Annotated in this window: 12 protein-coding genes; 4 read left to right on the top strand and 8 right to left on the bottom strand. The window is 67.4% G+C overall.

The window, feature by feature from the left end; translation table 11 throughout:
* Positions 1 to 7: 7 nt before the first annotated feature.
* Positions 8 to 3,001, bottom strand: coding sequence for a hypothetical protein (locus F2P46_RS00375; protein ID WP_166884210.1), 2,994 nt, complete (start codon positions 2,999 to 3,001; stop codon positions 8 to 10).
* A 231-nt stretch (positions 3,002 to 3,232) separates the two neighbouring features.
* Between F2P46_RS00375 and F2P46_RS00370 the strand changes: the two genes are divergently transcribed.
* Both F2P46_RS00370 and F2P46_RS00365 read left to right on the top strand, forming a co-directional pair.
* The gene (locus F2P46_RS00370) at positions 3,233 to 5,008 is read left to right on the top strand and encodes a hybrid sensor histidine kinase/response regulator (RefSeq protein WP_166884208.1); all 1,776 of its coding nucleotides are present in this window, start codon (positions 3,233 to 3,235) and stop codon (positions 5,006 to 5,008) included.
* Positions 5,001 to 10,631 carry an alpha/beta fold hydrolase gene (locus tag F2P46_RS00365; RefSeq protein WP_166884206.1) on the top strand — a complete coding sequence of 1,877 codons (5,631 nt, stop codon included), beginning with the start codon at positions 5,001 to 5,003 and terminating at the stop codon, positions 10,629 to 10,631. Before F2P46_RS00370 ends, F2P46_RS00365 begins: the two co-directional genes overlap by 8 nt.
* On the opposite strand, the gene F2P46_RS00360 is transcribed toward F2P46_RS00365, so the two are convergent.
* A complete protein-coding gene (locus F2P46_RS00360; protein ID WP_368737860.1) occupies positions 10,546 to 11,193 on the bottom strand; it encodes a response regulator in 648 nt (215 codons plus the stop codon). The genes F2P46_RS00365 and F2P46_RS00360 overlap by 86 nt on opposite strands.
* A 197-nt stretch (positions 11,194 to 11,390) precedes the next feature.
* On the opposite strand from F2P46_RS00360, the gene F2P46_RS00355 reads away from it, so the two are divergent.
* Positions 11,391 to 12,293, top strand: a complete 903-nt coding sequence (locus tag F2P46_RS00355; RefSeq protein ID WP_166884202.1) for a hypothetical protein — start codon at positions 11,391 to 11,393, stop codon at positions 12,291 to 12,293.
* Between the two features lies 1 nt (position 12,294).
* Entirely contained in the window at positions 12,295 to 13,713 is a 1,419-nt protein-coding gene (locus tag F2P46_RS00350; RefSeq protein ID WP_166884200.1) for a trypsin-like serine protease, read from the top strand.
* 111 nt (positions 13,714 to 13,824) lie between these two features.
* Here the strand turns inward: F2P46_RS00350 and metK are convergent, their stop codons facing one another.
* The 6 genes from metK to F2P46_RS00320 all read right to left on the bottom strand — a co-directional run bounded on the left by metK (position 13,825) and on the right by F2P46_RS00320 (position 20,109).
* A complete protein-coding gene (metK, locus tag F2P46_RS00345; protein ID WP_166884198.1) occupies positions 13,825 to 14,997 on the bottom strand; it encodes a methionine adenosyltransferase in 1,173 nt (390 codons plus the stop codon).
* 64 nt (positions 14,998 to 15,061) lie between these two features.
* Positions 15,062 to 15,865, bottom strand: coding sequence for a sterol desaturase family protein (locus F2P46_RS00340; RefSeq protein WP_166884196.1), 804 nt, complete (start codon positions 15,863 to 15,865; stop codon positions 15,062 to 15,064).
* 55 nt (positions 15,866 to 15,920) lie between these two features.
* Positions 15,921 to 17,075 carry a tyrosine decarboxylase MfnA gene (gene mfnA, locus F2P46_RS00335; protein WP_166884194.1) on the bottom strand — a complete coding sequence of 385 codons (1,155 nt, stop codon included), beginning with the start codon at positions 17,073 to 17,075 and terminating at the stop codon, positions 15,921 to 15,923.
* A complete protein-coding gene (locus tag F2P46_RS00330) occupies positions 17,068 to 17,856 on the bottom strand; it encodes a carbon-nitrogen hydrolase family protein (RefSeq protein ID WP_166884192.1) in 789 nt (262 codons plus the stop codon). Before F2P46_RS00330 ends, mfnA begins: the two co-directional genes overlap by 8 nt.
* A gap of 19 nt (positions 17,857 to 17,875) precedes the next feature.
* Positions 17,876 to 18,802, bottom strand: coding sequence for a carbon-nitrogen hydrolase family protein (locus F2P46_RS00325; RefSeq protein WP_166884190.1), 927 nt, complete (start codon positions 18,800 to 18,802; stop codon positions 17,876 to 17,878).
* Positions 18,799 to 20,109 (bottom strand): AMP-binding protein, encoded by a 1,311-nt coding sequence (locus F2P46_RS00320; RefSeq protein ID WP_166884189.1) that lies wholly within the window; start codon positions 20,107 to 20,109, stop codon positions 18,799 to 18,801. Before F2P46_RS00320 ends, F2P46_RS00325 begins: the two co-directional genes overlap by 4 nt.
* Positions 20,110 to 20,117 lie beyond the last annotated feature (8 nt).

Here is a 20,117-nt window from a genome sequence, read left to right as displayed (position 1 = left end):
AGGTCTCCTACAGGCACAAGCCATCAGATGTGTTGGGCAGGATAGCGCCGGCCAACACGCCGATCCCGGACACCAGCGCCGACGAAAACGGACGCGCGGTGAAATCGGTCACGGCGTCGATAACCTTGTCCGCGAGGGGCAGGCTGCTGTCGGGCTTGATATAGTAGGAAATGTCGGCCAGGGGGACGATCGCACCGGCCTTGCCGCAGGCCTTGATCTGGCCCGTTCCGTCGAGTTTGAGCGACATCACGCTGAACATGCCCGCCACATCGAGCGAGCGGATCTTGATCACCCGCGAAAAACCGACGCTGATCTCCGGCGCGATCATGGTCCAGCCATCGCACATGCGCAAGGGCTTGCGCCATGTGGGGCAGGGGTAGTCGTAATACGCGCGGCGTTCCTTCGAAATGACCCAGTTGACCAGCTTGGCCCGGCATTCGTAACTTGCGGTACTGCGCAGCGAGGCGAGCGTTACCAGCGCCGCGCCCTGGCCCTTGAGCGCGCCGCCGTCGATGACAAGGTCGAGCGCGATAGGACCGGTGGCAATCGCGGCGCGCGCCGGCACCCCCTGGAAATCGGGCTTGCCGTCGCAGCTTTCCCTGATCTCGATGCTGGTATCGGTTTGCAGCTGCAATGCCGTCGTCAGGAGCCGGCCCTGGCCGGTGGGCGCGGCCGGCGTACCGCCAGTCACCTGCGCGGAGAACGACTTGATGCCGACGTTGGCGTCAAATTTGCCATGCTCGCTGGGCGTACTGCTCGACAGGCGACTGTCGGTCAGCAGCAAGCTGGCGCGCAGCTCCTTGTCGGCCAGGCGCTCGAGCGTGAGCGCCAGTTTGCCGCCGGTAAACCGCAGCGCGCCGCCCTGCCCCATGCGGATGTCGGCCAGCGCGAGCCTGGCGTTGGAAATGACCACGTTCTCGACCGTAAGCGCGCCATCGTCGCCGCGCCGGGCAATGTCGCCGGTGATCGATTCGATGCCGGTCCCGTCTTGCAGCACCCCCGACCAGGCCAGCTGGTTGCCGGCGCCGGCGTCCGGCGCCAGTGGTTTCGATTCGAGCCGCTCGGCCTTGAGCGCGACGTCCTTGATCGACAAGGCGCCTTTGCCGCCGTCGAAATTGGCCCTCAGTTCGCCGACCGACGCTTCCCCTTGATGGATCCGGATGGCGCCGAGGTCGCCCGCCAGGCCCGGCCTGGTGGCCAGGCTGACTTGGCTCACATGCAGCAAGCCGTCGTGGATACTGCCCTTGCCGCTGGCCAGGTCGACATGCAGGCCCACAGCGCCGTCGAACTTGTGCGGCCCGGTGAGCACCATGCCGCCCTGCTGTTCGCCCAGGGTGAGGACGGGATCGGCCAGCACCAGCGCGCCGGCGCGGGCGTACAGGGTTCCCCTTGCGCCATCCTTGCTCACATGCAAGCCGCTCGCGGCCCGGAACGCCAGGCCGAGCGCGCCGAAGGCGGGCCTGGCGCCGTACAGCCAGGGCTGGTGCGTCACGCTGGCCTTGCCGCTGAAGGCCAGCCCGTCCTTGTCGACATCGACCGCCCACGCCCCGGCATCGGCCGGATCGAGCGTGAGCGCGCCGCGCGCGCTGGCTTGCTCCAAAGTACCTTCGACCGATAGCTTGCCGTCGGCAAGCACCAGCGACCATGCCCCCGTCGCGGGCGCGGCGGAGAACGAGAACGGCATACGCAGCCGCTTGTCGTGTTGCGCCGGGTTGCCGAGCGAAACCTGTTGCTTGTCAAGTTCCAGCGCGCCCAGGCGCACCGAGGCATCCTTGACCACACCGTCGAAGGTTTCGGCGCCGCCATCGACCATGCTGGTCAACACCACAGCGCCCGCCGAGCGTACGACGGCGGGCGCGAACGCCGCGGACGGCTTGCCCGCCTCGAAGCGCCAGCCCTGCGCGCCGGCTGCGGCGCTCGCCACGGCCAGCTTGCACGCGGCGGCGGCGGCCAAGGGCGCGCCATCGTAGCGGTAATCGCAGTCGCCGGCATCGGTGTGCAGCCCGGCGATGGCGACATCGTCCAGCGCGATGTGGTCGCCGCCATTGCCGGCGCTGGCCGTCAGGCTGGCGATAGCGCCTTTGGCAGCGCCGGTCGCCACGCTCGAATGGGGGGCCGCAAAGCGCGCGCTTGCCGCGCTGTAGGCCAGTTTCCTTGCCTCGAACCGGACCTTGCCCTTGCTTGCCGACAACGCCACCGCGTTTGCCGCTCCCTTGAATGTGCCGAACTGTACTCCCGGAAACGCGACGTTGGCCGCCGTGAACGGTACATTGCTCGCGCTGAATACGCCGTCAAGGAAACTGGCGGCGCCGCCCGCGAGCGGTAGCAAGACCGTGGTGTTGCTGTTTCCCGCCGTGAGGTCGAGCGTTTGCGCCGTCTCCGTACCGGGCATGACGATCCTGGCGCCTGCCAGTTCGCGCCCCCAGGATGCGAGCGCAATGCCACCCTGCGCCGGCTGGCCGGCTTGCGCAACGATCGGCCCGGCATTGCTGATCCAGGCCCTGCCGCTGGTAACCTTGTCCGCGCTCCGCCCCAACTGCATGCTGCCGCCGTACAATGTCATGACAGCCTTGGCCCGCACCAGTTCGATACGCAGGCTGCCTTCGGGCAAGTAGAAGACCGCCTTCGCTTCGCCCGCCGCCGTTTCGCGCCCCGCGTCGACCGCCATGCGCTTGACGCTGCCTTCAAAAACGACTTGCCCGGTCAATTCGCGGCAGCTCGCAAGCGGGTGGGGAACGCCGGGAAGATCCCTGAACACCCGCACGAGCGGCCACGGCTCGTTGTCCTTGTGGACATAGTCGACCTTGAAATGGGCCACCTCCACGCCATTGTCGTTGGATGTCGCGGTGCTCCTGCGGGCCGTGTCGGGTATGCCCTCGAAGCACAGCGTGCCGATCGTCCGGCCCCATGTGCCCTTGGCCTGCGCAGCCGGCGCCACGCTGCTCGCGCCCATCAGCGCAACGGCCACGACGGCGCTGCGCCCGATGCGTTTCCTGTTCATGTGGTATGTCATTGACGTCCCCTCGTTCGCCGCTCCAATCGACACGGAAAGTATAGGAAGGAAGGCCGCACGGCGCCATTCGCCCACTGGCTAGTCCCGCGCCCAGTGCGGCGCCGTCCGCATGGGTAGGCCATCCGGACGGGATAGCCATCCGGCCAATTGGTTTTGGCGTGTAAATGGTGTATTTTCGTCACCTGACCCTACCGTCGCCCACCGCCAGGAGGATGTTCGATGCCAAGACCTGCCCAGCCCGAAGGCGCGGAAGACCTGCTTGACGAAGAACTGCTGCGCCTGCTGGCCAAGCAGAGCCGGCGTTTGCCGCTGCCGATTTTCCTCGCGGCGGCGCTCATGGCATGGCTGGCCTCGTATCCCGGATGGCCGTCGCCCTTACTGCTGTCCTGGGTCGCCGTGTTGGGCACGATGCTCATGGCGCGGCGTTCGCTGCTGGGACGGCTGCCCGCGATGCACGCCGTGCCGCTGCGCCTGCGCATGCGGGTCGCCGTCGCGCTCAATGCCATGAATGGCCTGTCCCATGGCGCCGGCCTGCTGTTCTTCCCGCAAGAGGCGATGCTACCACTGGCCATTGCCAGCCTGCTGCTGGTGGGCCTGTGCGCCGGCGCGGTGGCGACCACGGCCGGCAACCGGGCGCTGTTCCTCGCGTATGCGCTGCCGGTCATGGGGGCGCTGGTCGCGCGCTGGCTGGCGACGGCGCAAGCGCCGGGGCCGCAGCCGTTCGCGCTGGCCATCGCCCTCATCCTGGCCCTGTTCGGCGCCGTGCTTCTGTCGCTGGCCGACGACGCCTACCGCCTGTTTTGCGAGTCCTTCGCCATCCGGCTGCAGCAGGCCAGCCTGAACCGCGAACTACGCGCCGCTCTCGAGCGCGCGGAGGCAGCCAGCCGGGCCAAGACACGTTTCCTGGCGTCCGCCAGCCACGACCTGCGCCAGCCGATCCATACACTGTCGCTGTTTGCCGCGTCGCTGGCCATGCGCCCGCTTGACCCGGTCAGCCGCGACATCTCGCGCCATATCGACCTGGCCCTGGAGAGCCTGGGCACCCAGCTCGACGCCCTGCTCGACATTTCCAAGCTCGACGCCGGCGTGGTGGCGGTCCAGCCGTGCCGGGTGGAGCTGGCCGGGCTGATCGAACGCATTTGCCAGCAATACGAGCCCATCGCGCTGGCGAAGGGCTTGCGCGTGAGCTGCCAGGCCAGCCAGGCGGCAGTCACCACCGACCCGGTGTTGCTGGCGCGGGTGGTGGGCAACCTGGTCGACAACGCCATCAAGTACACGCTGCAGGGCGATATCGCGCTGTCGGTCAGTGCCCAGGGCGGCGTGGCGGTGCTGGCGATCGAGGACAGCGGGGTCGGCATCGCCGACGACGAACAGGCGCGCGTGTTCGAAGAGTTCTACCAGGTCGGCAACCCCGAGCGCGACCGCGGCAAGGGCCTGGGACTGGGCCTGTCGATCGTGGGCCGCACGGCCGAGCTGCTGGGGGTGCGCATGGAAATGGTGTCGCGCCCGGGCATCGGCACCGCCTTTTACCTGGTGCTGGCGCTCGCGCCGGAGGAACCGGCAGCCCTTGCCGCGCCGGCGCACGCGCACGCGCATGCCGACCTTGCCGGACGACATGTATTGGTGGTGGACGACGAGGAAGGGGTACGCCAGGGCATGCGCCTGCTGCTCGAAGGCCTGGGCGCGCGCGTGACGCTGGCCGAAGGCGAAGCCGACGCGCTGGCGGCGGTGCACGCCGGCAGGCCAGACTTCATCCTGTCGGACCTGCGCCTGCGCGGCGCGCAGTCCGGCATCGCCCTCATCGCCAAGGTGCGCGCCTTCGCCCCCGACATCGCCGCCCTGCTCATCAGTGGCGACACCTCGCCCGAGCGCCTGCGCGAAGCGCAGGCCGCCAATATCCCCCTGCTGCACAAGCCCGTCGTCCTGGACCAGCTGCGCCACGCGCTCTCCGCGATACCGGCCACCTCCCCCGAACCAGGACCTTCACATGACTGAGACCGGCAATGAACAAGGCACGCAGTGGCTCTCGCGCGGCGTGGAAGAGCTGCTCGCCTCCCTGCACCCGCCCTCGGGCAGTGCGCCCGCGCCGGCTTTCGATGTGGTCGTCGTCGGCAGCGGCTACGGCGGGTCGATCGCCGCCGCCACGCTGGCCGGAACCCGGCGTGCCGACGGCCAGCCGGTGACAGTGTGCGTGCTTGAACGCGGGCGCGAATACCTTCCCGGCGCATTCCCGGCCGGCGCCGCCGACATCCCGGGCCACCTGCGCTGGTCCACGCCCGCCACGCCCGGGCCGCAAGGCAAGCCGGAAGGCCTGTTCGACATGCGCCTCGGCCCCGACCTCAATGCGCTCGTGGCCAACGGCTTGGGCGGCGGCTCGCTGATCAACGCCGGCGTCATGCTGGAACCGGACGAGCGCACGCTGGAGGCGCTCGGCATCGCCCTGCCGGGCCTTGCCGAATGCTTCGCCGAGGCCCGCGCCCTGCTCGACACCCCGGCCGGCAATACCATCTTGCGCCATGCGGACTATGCGGGCGGCGCCAGCCGGCCGCTCAAGTTCGAGGCGCTCAAGGTCCTGCACGAGCGGATGGGCAAGGACAGCCGCTTCGAAGCGGTGCCGATTTCGGTGGCCATGGTCAGCGGCGCGAACTCGGCAGGGGTGCACATGGACGCGTGCATCCAGTGCGGCGACTGCGCCACGGGCTGCAACCACAACGCCAAGCTCTCGCTCGACACCAACCTGCTGGTCAGGGCCAGGGCCAACGGCGCCAGCATCTACACCGGCGCCACGGTGCTCAACATCGAAGCGGTCGATGGCGCCTGGTGCCTGCACGTGGTCTACACCGACGCCACGCTGCGGCGACGCCATCCTTCAGCATTCAAGGTGCGCGCCCGCAAAGTCATCCTGGCGGCCGGCACGTTCGGCTCGACCGAGATCCTGTTGCGCTCGCGCAGCGGCGAGCTGCCCTTGCCGCCGCGCCTGGGCCAGGGCTTTTCCAGCAACGGCGACATGATCGCCGTTGCCTACGACTACCCGGCGCCGGCCAACGCCGTGGCCGACGGCCGCATCGCGCCGGACCAGCGCCGGATCGGCCCCACCATCACCGCCCGCATCGAGACCACCGGCGCGCAGGGTTCGCGCCTGTGCTTCGAGGAACTGGCCGTGCCGGCCGCGCTACGCCGCGTCTTCGAAGAAATGAGTACCACCGCCGCCGCCCTGCACCACCTCGGGCGCATCGACTGGTCGGTGCATGCGGCGGACGGCGTCGATCCCTGCGCCGTCAATGCGCAGGCCATTGCTCACAGCACCATCCTGGCCATCATGGGCGACGACGGCGCCGACGGCGAACTGGAACTGACGGACCAGGGTGGCCAGGCATGCGGCGACGGCGCGATCCGGGTGCGCTGGCCGGCCCTGCGCGACCATGCGCTGTTCGCCGAACAGGTCGAGGCCATCCCGGTCGCCGCCCAGCCGCGCGGCAAGTCGGCCCCGTCCGTGCGCGAGACCGTGCTGCCCAATCCAGTATGGCGGCTGCTCCCCGCCGAGATGGAAAACATGATCGTGGCCAAACGCGGCCCCCTGACTACCGCCCATCCGCTGGGCGGGTGCGCGATCGGTCCCGAGCACCAGGGCTATGTGGTCAACCAGATCGGGCAGGTCCACCTGGGGCCGACCCACGCCGGGGCGGGCACCCTGGTGGTGCTTGACGGCGCCATCGTGCCGGGCGCGCTCGGCGTCAATCCCGCATTGACCATCGCCGCGCTCGCCTTGCGCGCCACGCGGGCGCTGCTGACAGAGTGGGACTATGAAGCAGCCGGGACCGGGCGCGACCGCGCGCCGCCGGCGCTCTCGCCCAGTCCGCGCATGCGCGCCGCTTGCGCGGCGGCCAGCCCGGCGCCGACCGAGGTGGACGTGGTCGAACGCCTCAGCGGCCCGGCCTGGCTGCGCGCGCAAGATGGCAGTCGCCGCCAGTACATGGTCCAGCTGACCCTGCGCTATGCGCGCTGCGACGTGGCCAAGCTCTCCCTGCCGCAAGACGGCGCCGGGGTGCAGTTGCGCCGCACGCTGCTGGTGGATCAGGCACACAGCGAGGTGGCGGTATTCGACTTGAACGATTGGGAGCAATGGGTCACCCAGCGCGAGGGCGGCGCCGCCAGGCGGCCCGGCGCGCTGGCCTTGGCGCCGCTGGCCGGCAAGCTCGACTTCATGCAGCGCGAGCCAAGCGGCCCATGGCGCCGCATCCTGCGCGGGGCCGCCGCCTGGCTGCGCAACCGCGGCGCGCGCGACACCTGGCAACTGCTGCGCAACGATTGGCGCACACGGGCGCTGCTGCGGCGCCGCCAAGCCGGCGAACCGCCACGCAACGGGCTCGGGCAATGGCTGCGCAGCCTGGCCATGCTCGCCTCGCGCGCAGGCGAAGTGCGCCGCTTCGACTACCAGCTCGACATTGCCGCGCCGTCCTTGGGCGGCGCGGCGCAAGGGCCGCGGCTGCACGGTCGCATCGCCGGGCACAAGCGCCTGACCTACGCCTGCCTGTCCAACCCCTGGACCCAGCTGACCGAACTGGAGCTGACCGAGTTCCCCGGGCTCGCCGGCAGCGCCCGGCTCACGCTCGATACCGATTTCCTGGTGGAGGAAAACGCGCCGCTGCTGCGCATCATCACGCAGCAGGACCAGCCCTCGGCCCTGCTCGATCTCATCGGCCTGGCGGGACTGCTGGCGCGCGTGGTGCTCAATGTGCACATGTGGACCTTCCGCAAGCCGGACGCGCCGCGCGCCCGTACGCCGCAGCGCATGCCGGGCATCGTGTCCGGCCTGCCCGCGCCGCAGGTCTCGGACGTGCCGGTCGACCAGTTGCCCGACGGCGCCCGGGTGTGCGCGCGCCTGACGCGCTACCAGCGCGCCGATACGGTCCAGCCGCCGGTGGTGCTGGTGCACGGCTACAGCACCAGCGGCACGGCCTTTTCGCACCCGAAGGTCAATCCCAACCTGGCCGGCTATCTGTGGAACGCGGGGCGCGATGTGTGGGTGCTGGACTTGCGCACCAGCAGCGGCCTGCCGTTCGCACGCCTGCCGTGGAGCTTCGAACAGGTGGCGCTGGCCGACATCCCGGCCGCCATCGACCTGGTGTGCCGCGCCAGCGGCCAGGCGCAGGTCGACTTGATGGCCCACTGCATGGGCGGCGCGATGACCGGCATGGCCGTCCTGGCCGAGCTGAAAACGGGAGAGCGTTTTTACCGTGAGCGCGCATTGCTGCCCTCGCGTATCCGGCGCCTGGTGCTGTCGCAGGTCGGGCCGCTGGTGGTGTTTACCCAGGCCAATGTGTTCCGGGCTTACCTGATGCACTACGTGAGCAGTATCCTGCCGCGCATCGCCTACACCTTCCGGGTCGAGGGCGAGCCCACGCTGGGCGACGAACTGCTGGACCGCCTGCTCTCGTCCATGCCCTACCCGCGCCACGAACTGGCGATCGAGAACCCGTGGTGGCCTTTCGCCGACACCAGCTTTACCGGGACCCGCCACCGCATGGATGCGCTGTACGGGCGCGATTTCGAATTGGCCAATGTCGGCCGCAACATCCTCGACAACCTGGACGACTTCTTTGGCCCGCTCAATCTGGTGACGGTGTCGCAGTCGATCCACTTTGCGCGGCGCAAGACCATCACCAACCGCGCCGGCCGCAACGTGTACGTCGCGCGCGCGCGCCTGGCGCGCTGGCGCTTCCCCACCCTGTGCATCCACGGGACGCACAACGGCTTGTCGAGCGTGGCGACCCTGGCGCGCATGGCGGCGGTGCTGGGCGACGCGCACTGCACCGTCCGGACGCTGCCAATCCCCGGCTTCGGCCACCAGGACAGCTGGCTCGGCAGGCGCGCGGTGAAGGTGTTTGCGCCGGTGGCGGCCTTCCTGGCCGGCGACGACAGCATCGGCCAGGCGCCGGCGCAGGCGGCCCCGCGGCTTCCCCTGCTGCTGGTGCCGGCTGCCGGGCCGGTATGGATAGGATCGGCCAGCCAGGGCAACCCGGTCGGCGCTGCGGGGAGCGACCAGTTCAGCCTGATGTGCAGCCCGGTGCTGCCCAATCCCACCAAGGTGCTGTGCGTGCCTGTGATGCGCATGGACGAACACTTCGTCAATGCCGACGGTTTCGTGCCCGCCTGCCGCGCATGGGATCCGCACGCCGACGATGACGGCTGGCTGCGCATCGCGCGCGATCCCGGCCTGGCCGGCCCGGATGGAACGCTGGTGCTGATCGTGTACGACGAAGCGCTGGTCGTGGCCGGCCCGCCCGGCGCCGCGATGTCCAGGTTCTCCGGTTCGCTCGATCCGCGCAGCCGGCTGCAAAAGCGGCGCAGGTGGCCGCGTCCGGCCCAGGCGGAACCCTCGGAATGGAGCGAGCTGCCCGACGCGCTGCGCCAGGAGCTGCAGCGCCTGCTTGAGAACACGCCTGCCGCCCAGCTCGAGGCGGGCGTGCTGGCCCCGCCGCAAACCGATAGCGGCCCGCGCATCACGTTCGCCGTGGGCAGTTGCCAGTATCCGGCCGGCCTGCTCGACAGCGAACCGGCCTACCAATCCTACGCGCGCCTGGCGGCGCGCTTGCGCGCCGAGGCCGCGGACGCGCCCGCATTCCTGGTCCTGGCGGGCGACCAGATCTACAGCGACGCCAGCGCCGGGCTGTTCGACCCTACCGCGCTCGACGACCGTTACAAGCGGCCCTACGAAAAACTGTTCTCGAATCGTCACGTGCGCGAGGTGATGCGCCAGCGGCCCGCCTACATGATGCTCGATGACCATGAGATCGGCGACAACTGGGCTCCGCACGCCGACGGCGCGGCGCGCGCCGCGAAAATCGCCGGCTGCGAGGGCTACCGCAAATACCAGCGCGCCTACGACGTGCAGGACAACGCGATGTGGTACCCCTTCGAGAACGCGGGCCAGCGCTTCTTCATGGCCGACACGCGCAGCGAACGCGAGGCGCGCTCGCTGCGCAACCTGCGAGCGGCGCGGATCATGGGCAAGGCGCAGATGGACGCGCTGAAACTGTGGCTGCTCGAAGCGCACGAGGGTCCCAGATTCGTGGTCACCTCCTCCATGCTGGGACTGCGCCGGCGTGCCCTGCTGGGGGCGGGCGAGGTGGCCCGCCTGCGCTGCGACGGCTGGGAAGGCTATCCCGCTTCCATGGCGGAGCTGCTGGCGCATATCGTCATGAACAAGATCGATCATGTGGTGTTCTTGTCAGGCGACGAACACCTGTCGTGCGACACCAGGCTCACGCTCTGGTGCGGGGAACGCCTGGTGCAGGTGCGCTCGGTGCATGCCTCGCCGCTGTATGCGCCCTACCCGTTCGCCAACGCGCGCGAGGACGAATTTGCCGCAAGCCCCGACTACTCCTGCTTCGAGCATGTGGACGACGTGACGGGCAGTTGTCGGCTGATCCACTGCGTGGCCTACACCGAGTACAAGGAAGACGCCGGATTTACGCTGGTAACCGTGGGACCGGACGGGCAACTCGACCTGAACTTCGACCGGGCGCCACCTAAGACGGGCGCACGTCCGCCTGCAAGCCCATACGCGCGGCGGCAAACACCGCCTCCGTCCGGTTCTGCACCCCAAGCGTCCTGAACGCCGCCGACAGATGGGCCTTCACCGTTCCTTCCGAGAGCTGCATTTCGCGGGCAATGACCTTGTTGGCCTTGCCCTGCACGGCCTTGAGCAATACTTCCATCTGCCGTCCGGACAAGCTCTCGCATTCGCGCGAGCTTGGCGGGCGCGGGGCAGCCGGGGCGGCAAACGCGCGCAAGGCGGGCGGCGGTATATAGATGCCGCCAGCCATGACCAGGCGCAAGGCCGCGATCAGGATCTGGGGCGTTGACGATTTCGGCACATAGCCGGAAGCACCGGCCTCGATGGCGCGCAGGATAACGTCGGGATCGTCCTCGCTCGACAGCACCACGACCATCGACGCATCGAAGGCGGCGCGGATGGCGGTGAGCACGCCCATCGAATCTTCGCCTGGCATATGCAGGTCGACCAGCACCAATTCGGGCGCATGCTCCCCGGCATGCGCGAGCGCGCACGGCAAGGTGGCCGCTTCGGCAAACGCGATACCCGCTTCCAGGTCGGCGAGCAGGAATTTCAACCCTTGGCGGAAAAGATGATGATCATCGATAAGCAAAACACGCACGGCGTTCCCCCGACCTGATATTTCCGCGCCAAGTCCAGATGGCTTAGCCTTGTGTCCATGTTAGCACAACACATAGCGACCGTTCCCGACTTCGGCTAGGCCATCAGCCGGATGGAAAGCACGGGCGCGGCCTCCTATGCTTGCTAGGCACCAAAGGGAATTCGCCTCAATCAGCCAAGCTCATCATGGAGAAGATCATGTCCCAACGTCCCATTTCCCGTCTGCAATTGAACACCGTGCGCCGAACAGCCGTGGCGGCGTGCGCGCTCATGCTGGGCGGATGCGCGGTCGCGCCCAGCGTCCAGTACCGAAAAATTGCCTCGCCGGGCGATGTGCACGCGACGATGTTCGATTCGTTCGCCCTGCAGCAATCGCATATCAGGATCGACGGCGGCCAGAAAGGCAAATCGGGCAAGCTCGATCCCGCCAGCCTGACAATGACATCGATCCCCGTCGAGTACGAAGAATTCAAGCTCGGCGTCGAGCATGCCGACGCGTGGGGCGTGCGTACCAACCTGAACCTGAAGAAGTTCGACAACACCGACATGGTGCAGGAAGCGGGAACGGAAGTTGTCGACAACCGGGTCGAGCTGATCACCAAGGTCGGTGGCATCCCGGTCAAAGCGGCCGGCTTCGATGCAAAAGGGCTCGGGCTGTCGAACTTGCCCATGATCGTCAGGCCGCTGCCCATCATGGTCGCCGAGCGGATCGAACGCGACGCCAGGTCAGGCGTGGCGGTGCCCGGGGCCACGATCGACTTCGGCGCACTGCCCAGGGATGCACAAGCGATCTCGGCACTGCCACTGTCGGGCAAGGTGAGCGCCTTCGTGTATGCGGCCTGCCGCAGCGCAACGGTGCACGTGTCGCTGGGCGACGCCGGTCACTTTACGAAAACGGTCAAGATATCGGATCCTCGCTATTTCCAGCTGGTAAACTTCCCCGTCAAAGGCAAGATCAACGCGCATTCGGAATGCGGCGTATCGGTGACCACGGACAAGGACCCGGGCACCAAGTCGGGGCTCGACATTGCCGAAGCGCTTTTGACCCAAGCCACTGCGATCAAGGAAGCGATTGCGGCGGCCAAAGAAAGCGAGAAGTGACATGATCAGCGCTCCCCGCTTCCAGGCCGTGCACACCTGCGCCATCGATGGCTGCATCGGCCTGCTGTTCCTGTTCAGCTTGGTCCATCATGCCGTGGCGGCCGAGCCATATTCGCTCAGTTTGAGCCAGCGCAATGAACTGACCCTGACCGCCTTCGGCGCCAAGCCGGAAATCAGCCACGGCAGCGCGAAGCTCGCCGCACTGCTGCTGGGCAAAGAAGAAAGCCAGTGCGAGGTCTATGGTCGGCGCAGTACGGCGTCCGGCGCCGCCGATGTGGTGCTGCTCGGCCAGCGCGAGGACGGCATGAGCATCCAGATGGCGGCCAGCGCCACCGCGATCGGCGGCCACTACCGCACCTGCGGCATGTGCGCCAGCGATAAATGCGTCGTCGTGTTCGGCCACGACACGCGCGCCAATTCGGTGGCCCAATCGACGGCCGACATTGAGATCACCTTCCCAGCCGACGCGGCCGACGCTTTCTATATCGTCGACGTGGGCGTCGCCGCGCAGGGAGCCGCGCCGGCCGTCAAAATGACGGACCAGGCCGGGAAAGCGCTTGCCCCCACGGCGGCGGACGCCAGCTCGTTCAAGATCCAGGCGCGCCCGGGCGCCATTTTTTATCTGTCCGCTGCGCTCGCGAGCAACGCCGCCAACACCGGGGCATGCTGCAGCGACCAGTCAGGCAATTCCGCGCGGCTGGACGTGAACCTGAGGAAGGCGCCACTACTGGCCTCTCAAAGGGAACTGGAACCCTACATCGGCGGCGGCAAGCAGACCAGTTCGTACAAGAGTGTCGGCGCGCTCCTGCTCAAGGGAGAGCTTCATTGCACCGGTACGCTCATCGGCAAGAGTACCGTGCTCACCGCCGCGCATTGCCTGCATGGATACGAAAAGCAACTCGCCGCAATGACCTTCCTGATCGGTGCAAACCTCCAACAGCCCACGTTCGGCCCGGTAGCCGTTTCGGAACTTGCTTTCCCGAAAGACAGCGCCTCCGGGTTCGAGTACAACGCCAAAACCCTGGAGGACGACATCGGGCTTGTGTATCTTGCGCAGCCCGCCGATATCGCCGCTTTGCCGCTGCACGACGGCAATCCGAACTGGAAGGACTTGGTCGACAAGCAGACCAGCCTCACGTTTGTGGGCTACGGCTACGACGTCGTCGACAGCCAGCCGGTGGGCTCCGGGGTCAAGCGCGAGGGTTCATGGTATGTCAACCACGTAGAAAACCGGCGGGTGCGCTTCGGCGTACCGGGCAAGAATACCTGCAAGGGGGACTCGGGCGGACCGGCGTTCCTGATCGAAAACGGAAAAATCATCCAGGTAGCGATCACCTCGTCCGGATCGTCCGATTGCACAACCGGGGTCGAAACCAGGGTCGATGCCTATAAAACATGGCTCGCAAGCAGGATCAGATAGGGTTGAAGGCGCACGCTGGCCGGCGTACCGGCATGGCTGCCGGTACGCCGGCCAAGTCCATGCCGGAAAGCTCCCGCTCCCTGGCAGCCGGCCATTGCCCATCGCATCTGATCAACGACGGTCCAGGCCCGCCTGATCGTGCAGTGTCGCCGCCTTGTCCGTGCGCTCCCAGGTAAAGTCCGGCTCGGTGCGCCCGAAGTGACCGTAGGCGGCGGTCTTGGTGTAGATCGGGCGCAACAGATCGAGCATCTTGACGATGCCCTTGGGCCGCAGGTCGAAATTTTCGCGTACCAGTTCGACGATCTTGTGGTCCGAAATCAGACCCGTGCCTTCGGTGTACACGGTGATATTGATCGGTTTGGCGACGCCGATGGCGTAACTGATCTGGATCTGGCACTGGCGCGCAATGCCGGCCGCGACGATATTCTTGGCGACATAGCGCGCCGCGTAGGCTGCCGAACGATCCACCTTGGACGGGTCCTTGCCCGAGAACGCCCCGCCGCCGTGCGGGCTCGCGCCCCCATAGGTGTCCACGATAATCTTGCGACCCGTTAAGCCGCAGTCGCCCTGCGGCCCGCCGATCACGAAGCGCCCGGTCGGGTTGACCAGGTAGCGCGTCCCGGCCAGCCAGGCGCGCGGCAGCACGCGCTTGATAATCTCTTCGATGACCGCTTCCTGGATATGCCGGTGCGACACGTCCGGCGCGTGCTGGGTCGACAGGACCACCGTATCGACACCGACCGGCTGCCCGTTCTCGTAGCGCAAGGTGACCTGGGACTTGGCGTCGGGACGCAGCCAGGGCAAGGTGCCATCCCTGCGCAGCCGCGACTGGCATTCCACCAGCCGGTGCGCATAGTGGATCGCCGCCGGCATCAGCTCCGGCGTTTCGTCGCAGGCATAGCCGAACATCAACCCCTGGTCGCCGGCGCCCTGGTCGAGATCGAGCCCGGCGCCCTCGTCCACGCCCTGGGCGATGTCGGGCGACTGCTTGTCGTAGCAAACCATGACCGCGCAGCCCCGATAATCGATGCCGAAGTCGGTATTGTCATAGCCGATCTGCTTGAGCGTCTGGCGCGCCACCTGGATATAGTCCACGTTGGCGTGCGTGGTGATTTCGCCGGCCAGCACCACCAGGCCGGTGTTGCACAGCGTTTCCGCCGCGACCCGTGCCTTGGGGTCCTGCGCCAGGATGGCATCGAGGATGGCGTCGGAAATCTGGTCGGCCACTTTGTCGGGGTGCCCTTCCGACACGGATTCGGAAGTAAAGAGATAGTCGTGTGCCATAGCATCTTTCGTAAGTGAAGAATCGGACTGCATTGGACTGCATCAAAGTGCGCTGGCGCCCGCGTCACTCGGCCTGCTGAAGCGGGCCGGCCGCGTGCTCGGGCTGGTGCGGCGCGCCGCTGGCGTGTCCGGCCTGTGGCGCGGACCGGGTCACGACATTCTTGCCCAGCAGGAGGTCACCGAGCCGGCTGGACGCGCCGTGCCAGAACCCGGACTGCGCATTCCACTCGCGCGGATTGCGGAAGGTACCGAACAGCATGTCCCACAGCGGCAAACTGCCGTAGTTGTAACGGTGCACGCCGGCCTGGTGGTGCACGGCATGCGCTTCGGGGCGCGAGATGATGTAGCCGAGCCAGTGCGGCGAACGGATGTTCGCATGGGTGAAGATGGTCGAGGCAAACAGGAAGTAGCCGCTCAAAATCGCCGCCTCCATGTTGACCCCGACCACGAAGGCGGCGAGGAAAGTCGACACCACCGTATAGCCGATCGTGTCGATCGGATGAAAGTAGAACGCGGTTGCCACCTCCAGGCGCTCGGAACTGTGGTGCATCTGGTGGAAGCGCCACAGCACGGGCAGCGCATGCTGCAAGCGGTGGCGGCACCAGTCGAGCAGGTTGCTGAACACGATGGCGGCCACGGCGCCGCCCGCCGTGCCCCAGCTGTCCAGGTCGATCAAGCGGTGCGCGCTCACCCAGTCGCGCCACAGCAGCGGCAAGGTATTGACGATGGCCCCGCCCACGAGGAAGAAGGCGAAGCCCTTCAAGCGCCAGTGCGGCACGGGAACCAGTGCGCGCGCGGGAAAAATGCGTTCCAGGATCAGAAAAACGATGTACGTCAGCGGAAACAGCAAGCCAAGAATCTTTTCCATGATGCTCCTTCAGTTCGCTTCAAATGGTGTCCGGGAGGTTTGCGTCTCCCTGGTCCTAGAGTGCCGGTGGCGTGGCGATGGATCGCAGTCGCTCGACAAATTCGTCGACCATGACTTCGTCGACGTGGTGCGTGACAACCAGCCGCAGACAATGCCGAAAGCGCTTCGACACCGAGATGATCCAGCCGCATTCCTCCAGCGCGCGCATGACCTCGACCGCGTCCGGCAAGTCGACGTTGACAATATTGAGCTGAGGGCGCGCGACCAGCCGGTAACCGTGTTGCACGAGCTGCCCGATCAGGTAATCCATCACGCGATAGTTTTTTCTGGTGACGTCGAGATAGCCATCGAAGCCCAGCGTTTCCAGCACCGCGTAGGTGGCCGCCGCCGCCGCCCCGCTGCGGGTGCCGATCAGGCTGTGGTGGGTCGGGGTGGCGTTGAAGAACGATTCCAGCTTGATGCTGTCGCGCAGGGCCTGGTCGCGAAAGAAGACCGCGCCGGCCGGAATGATCGACATCCCGTATTTATGCGGATCCATCGCGATCGAACTGACCCCCGCCAGGCTGAAGTCGAACTGCGGCAAGTCGCGCCCGAGTGCGCGCGCAAACGGGATGATGAAGCCGCCGGTGGCGGCGTCGACGTGGAAGTACAGTTCGCGACTGTGCGCGATGGCCGCCAGTTCCTCGATCGGGTCGACCGCCCCGAACTCGCTGCTGCCGGCCGTGCCGACCAGGGCGATCGTGTTGCCATTGATCGCCTCGAGCGCGGCGTCCGGGCGCATCCGGAAGCGCTCGTCCAGCGCCACCACGCGCAGCGTGATGCCGAGCATGTCGCACACTTTGCCGAACGAGTAGTGCACCGTTTCGCCCGCCACGATCTCGGGCTGCGCGATGTCCGGCCTGCGCTTGCGCGCAACATACATCGCCAGCAGATTCGCTTCCGTTCCGCCCGACACCAGGCTGCCCGCGCAGTCGGCCTTGCCGAGCAATTCGCCCATCAGCGCCAGCGCTTTCTGCTCTACCTCGCGGCAGCCGCGGAAGATGCGCAGATCGCCCAGATTGCTGTCCAGGGCCGCCTGCCCCGCCCGCAATGCGGCTTCGTGCGGCACGGTGCAGATGGAATTGAGCACCCGGTTCCACGGCACGTCGCGCGTGCGCAGATTGTCGAGCTCGGCCAGCACCTCGGATTGCGCACGCCCCTGCTTACGCATGCGCACGCTCCGCCGCCGGCGTCCTGGTTTCCAGGAGCGGGCCGTACAGCTGCTTGCGGCGCGACCACAGGCCGAACCACAGCGTGTTGGCGAAGGTCAGGTCGGCGTCGCGCAGCTTGCCCATCTGCCCGGGTGCGATCTCGGCCAGCAGGGGCGCGCCGTCCGCCTGGCTTGATGCCGCCAGCACGCCGCTTGGCAGGATCACCGAGGCATGGGCCAGTCCGCCCGCATGCGGCCCGCTGGCAAACGCGATCGCGACGCAGTTCAGTGTCGCCAGGCCCCACAGCGAGGCGATCTTGGCGTCGGCGTTCCGGCTCGACAGGCGGGCCGGCACGAACACCACCTCGGCCCCCTGCAGGCTCAGGATGCGGGTCGATTCGAGCACCCAGATATCGTCGCCGTTCAACATGCCGATGCGGCCGGCGTCGGTCTCGATGACGGGGAATAGCGCATCGTCGCGCTCCTGCCCCTGGTCCAGCGGCGTGCAGTGGGTATGGACCAGCGCGCCGTTGCGGTCGAACAGCCAGGTGACTTCGTGCCCGCCATCCTCGGAGAGCAGCGATCCGCCCACGATGTAGCAGTGCTTTTCGCGCGCCAGTTGCGCCAGGCCCTGTTGCACGTCGGCGCGCAGCGCAGCGCCGGGCGCGCCGGCCTCGCCCAGGAAGCGGGCCGGCAATACCAGGAAATCGGCGGCGGGGCTGTCGGCCACGGCTTGCCGCATGTGCGCCCACGCGCTGTCGGGGCTGGACGCGATGATGCCGGCGATGATGGAAATCTTCATGCTCGTTCTCCTTGACGGTTCAGGGCGCGCTGGCGCCGGGGGTGATCTGGCGCATGCGCAGGCTGATTTCCGCCCCCAGGTCGCGGTTCAGGCCAACGTAGTCCTGTTCCAGGGCGCCATAGGCTTGCGGCTGGCGCAAGCCCAGTCCCATCCAGGTATCGTCCACCGCGTTCGCTTGGCGCAGCGCCAGGATCGCTTCGCCCGACAGGGTCGCTTCGAGCACGGCGGCGGCATCCGGCGGCGCTTGCGCCAGCAAGCCTTGCGGCGTGGCGATCAGGCTGGTGCCTGCGAACTCCACCGTGATCGAGGTGTTGCCACGCACGCCAGTGATCTTGCCAACCGGTCCGCAATACACCATGTTGACGGCGCTCAGGTAGGCGGTGGCGCGGAAGGCGTTGATCATGGCCGGCAGGTTCTGGCGCAGCGAGCCGCCCGGCAGGAAGATGGTGGTGGCGCCTTTCAGCGCGAGGATGCGGATGGTTTCCGGGATCCAGAAATCGGAACACACGGCGATGCCGATCGGGCCGAATTCGGTGTCGTGCACGGCCAGGGTATCGCCCGCCACGCATGACACCGCTTCGTTGGCGAAGGGATGGATCTTGTTGGCCTGCCCGATGTTGTTGCCGTCGCGGTCCAGCAAGACCGAGGTATTGCAATAGCGTCCGTCCGGCATCTGCTCGACCACCGAACCGCACACCAGGTGCACCCGGTGCTTCCTGGCCATGGCCGACAGTTGCTCGAACACGGCGCTGGTCAAGGTGGTGTCTGTGACGCCGCGCAAATGCGCCTGGCCCGGCATGTACCAGGCCGGCCCCAGGAAAAATTCGGCCAGGCACACGAAATCGAGGCTGCGCTGCTGGCAAGCCTGGTCGATCATGCCCAACACGTGTTGCAGGTTGTCGCGCGGATCGGGCTGCCAGACGCTTTGGACGAGGGCGATCTTCATTGCATAGTCTCCTTGGTTGAAAGCGGTGATGCCGGCGCGGGCACGGTGCCCGGCTTGGAACGGTTGTCGATGCGCTGGTACCACTCCTGGCGGTCGATCGGCACCAGTTCCACCGGTATCCCGCAGTAGCGCTCCAGCGCGGCGGTCAGGCGGGCGCGGGTGTCGTGCCAGTGCCCGCCCTCGGCCGGGATCAGGTGGATGGCGACGTGGCTGGCGTCGCCCTGCACCGAATAGATGGGCTCGATGCCCGGTTCAGCCAGCAGGATGTCGTCCAGTTCGCTGATGTGAAAACGCCGCGCCGGCGCGCCGATCAGGTCTTGCACCCGGCCCAGATGGACGATACGGGTATGTGGGTTGCCGCAGGCGCAGGGGCTGGTGTCGGTCTTGACCAGGTCGCCGCTGCGGTAGCGCACCAGCGGCATCGCTTCCTGCGCCAGCGTGGTCAGCACCAGTTCACCGGTCGAGCCGGGCGCCAGGACGGCTGCGCTGTCGGGGTCGATCACCTCGAACACGAAGCGCTGTTCGGCCAGGTGCAGCTGTCCCTGGGGGCACGGCAGGGCGACCGACATGGCTTCGGTCATGCCGTAGTGGTTGTACACGCTGGCCCCCCACAAGCGCTCGATGCGGGCCTTGCGGGCGGGCGAGAGCGCTTCGCCCATGCACACGATGCGCCGCACCGCCAGGTCGCGCTGCAAATCGATGCCCTGCTCGGCCGCCATCGCGGCCAGGCGCAAGGCGCGGATCGGCGCGCACACCAGGGTCGTGACCTTGTGCGAGCGCAGCAAGGCCAGCAGCCGGGTCCACGGGCACAGCTTGTTGTTGGTGCCCACCGCCAGCACGCTCACGCCGAGCAGTTCGGCCACCCGGTCGATGTCCGCCCCCACGTACGACAGTTCGTAAGGCACGGCCACGGCCACGATGTCGTGCTCGCCGAGCAGCCCGGCCCAGGCCAGGGCGACGCAAAAATTGTTGGTCTTCCAGTCGCGCGCCGTCACGAAGCCGGCATTCACGCCGCCCGTGGTGCCCGTGCTTTCGGCATAGCGGGTCAGGGTTTCGGGGGCGACCGCCAGCAGGCCGTAGGGATATTCGGCCCGCAAGTCTTCCTTGCGGGTGAAGCCAAGCGAGGCCAGGTCTTCGAGCGAATCGAGCGCGTGCAGGGTTGGCCAGCGCCGGTAGAAGGGACTGGCCCCCGCCGCGTGGGCCACGGACGCGTTCAGCCGCGCCAGGCGCTCGCCCGGCGCTTGCGGCTCCAGCAAGGCCGCGAGCAACTGCTGTGGGCTAGTTGCCCCGTTATAGAGATCGCGCATGGGATGGC

Origin of the sequence: Massilia sp. CCM 8734, assembly GCF_011682155.1 — a bacterium.
GTDB classification, from domain to species: domain Bacteria; phylum Pseudomonadota; class Gammaproteobacteria; order Burkholderiales; family Burkholderiaceae_D; genus Telluria_A; species Telluria_A rubra.
Note: the sequence above shows the minus strand (reverse complement) of the source record. Positions and strands in the feature narration are given on the sequence as shown.

Bases quoted from the DNA above. Each gene is read 5' to 3' on its own strand.
- F2P46_RS00375 (WP_166884210.1), bottom strand. From the start codon at position 3,001: ATGAACAGGAAACGCATCGGGCGCAGCGCCGTCGTGGCCGTTGCGCTG.
- F2P46_RS00370 (WP_166884208.1), top strand. From the start codon at position 3,233: ATGCCAAGACCTGCCCAGCCCGAAGGCGCGGAAGACCTGCTTGACGAA.
- F2P46_RS00365 (WP_166884206.1), top strand. From the start codon at position 5,001: ATGACTGAGACCGGCAATGAACAAGGCACGCAGTGGCTCTCGCGCGGC.
- F2P46_RS00355 (WP_166884202.1), top strand. From the start codon at position 11,391: ATGTCCCAACGTCCCATTTCCCGTCTGCAATTGAACACCGTGCGCCGA.
- F2P46_RS00350 (WP_166884200.1), top strand. From the start codon at position 12,295: ATGATCAGCGCTCCCCGCTTCCAGGCCGTGCACACCTGCGCCATCGAT.
- metK (WP_166884198.1), bottom strand. From the start codon at position 14,997: ATGGCACACGACTATCTCTTTACTTCCGAATCCGTGTCGGAAGGGCAC.
- F2P46_RS00340 (WP_166884196.1), bottom strand. From the start codon at position 15,865: ATGGAAAAGATTCTTGGCTTGCTGTTTCCGCTGACGTACATCGTTTTT.
- mfnA (WP_166884194.1), bottom strand. From the start codon at position 17,075: ATGCGTAAGCAGGGGCGTGCGCAATCCGAGGTGCTGGCCGAGCTCGAC.
- F2P46_RS00330 (WP_166884192.1), bottom strand. From the start codon at position 17,856: ATGAAGATTTCCATCATCGCCGGCATCATCGCGTCCAGCCCCGACAGC.
- F2P46_RS00325 (WP_166884190.1), bottom strand. From the start codon at position 18,802: ATGAAGATCGCCCTCGTCCAAAGCGTCTGGCAGCCCGATCCGCGCGAC.
- F2P46_RS00320 (WP_166884189.1), bottom strand. From the start codon at position 20,109: ATGCGCGATCTCTATAACGGGGCAACTAGCCCACAGCAGTTGCTCGCG.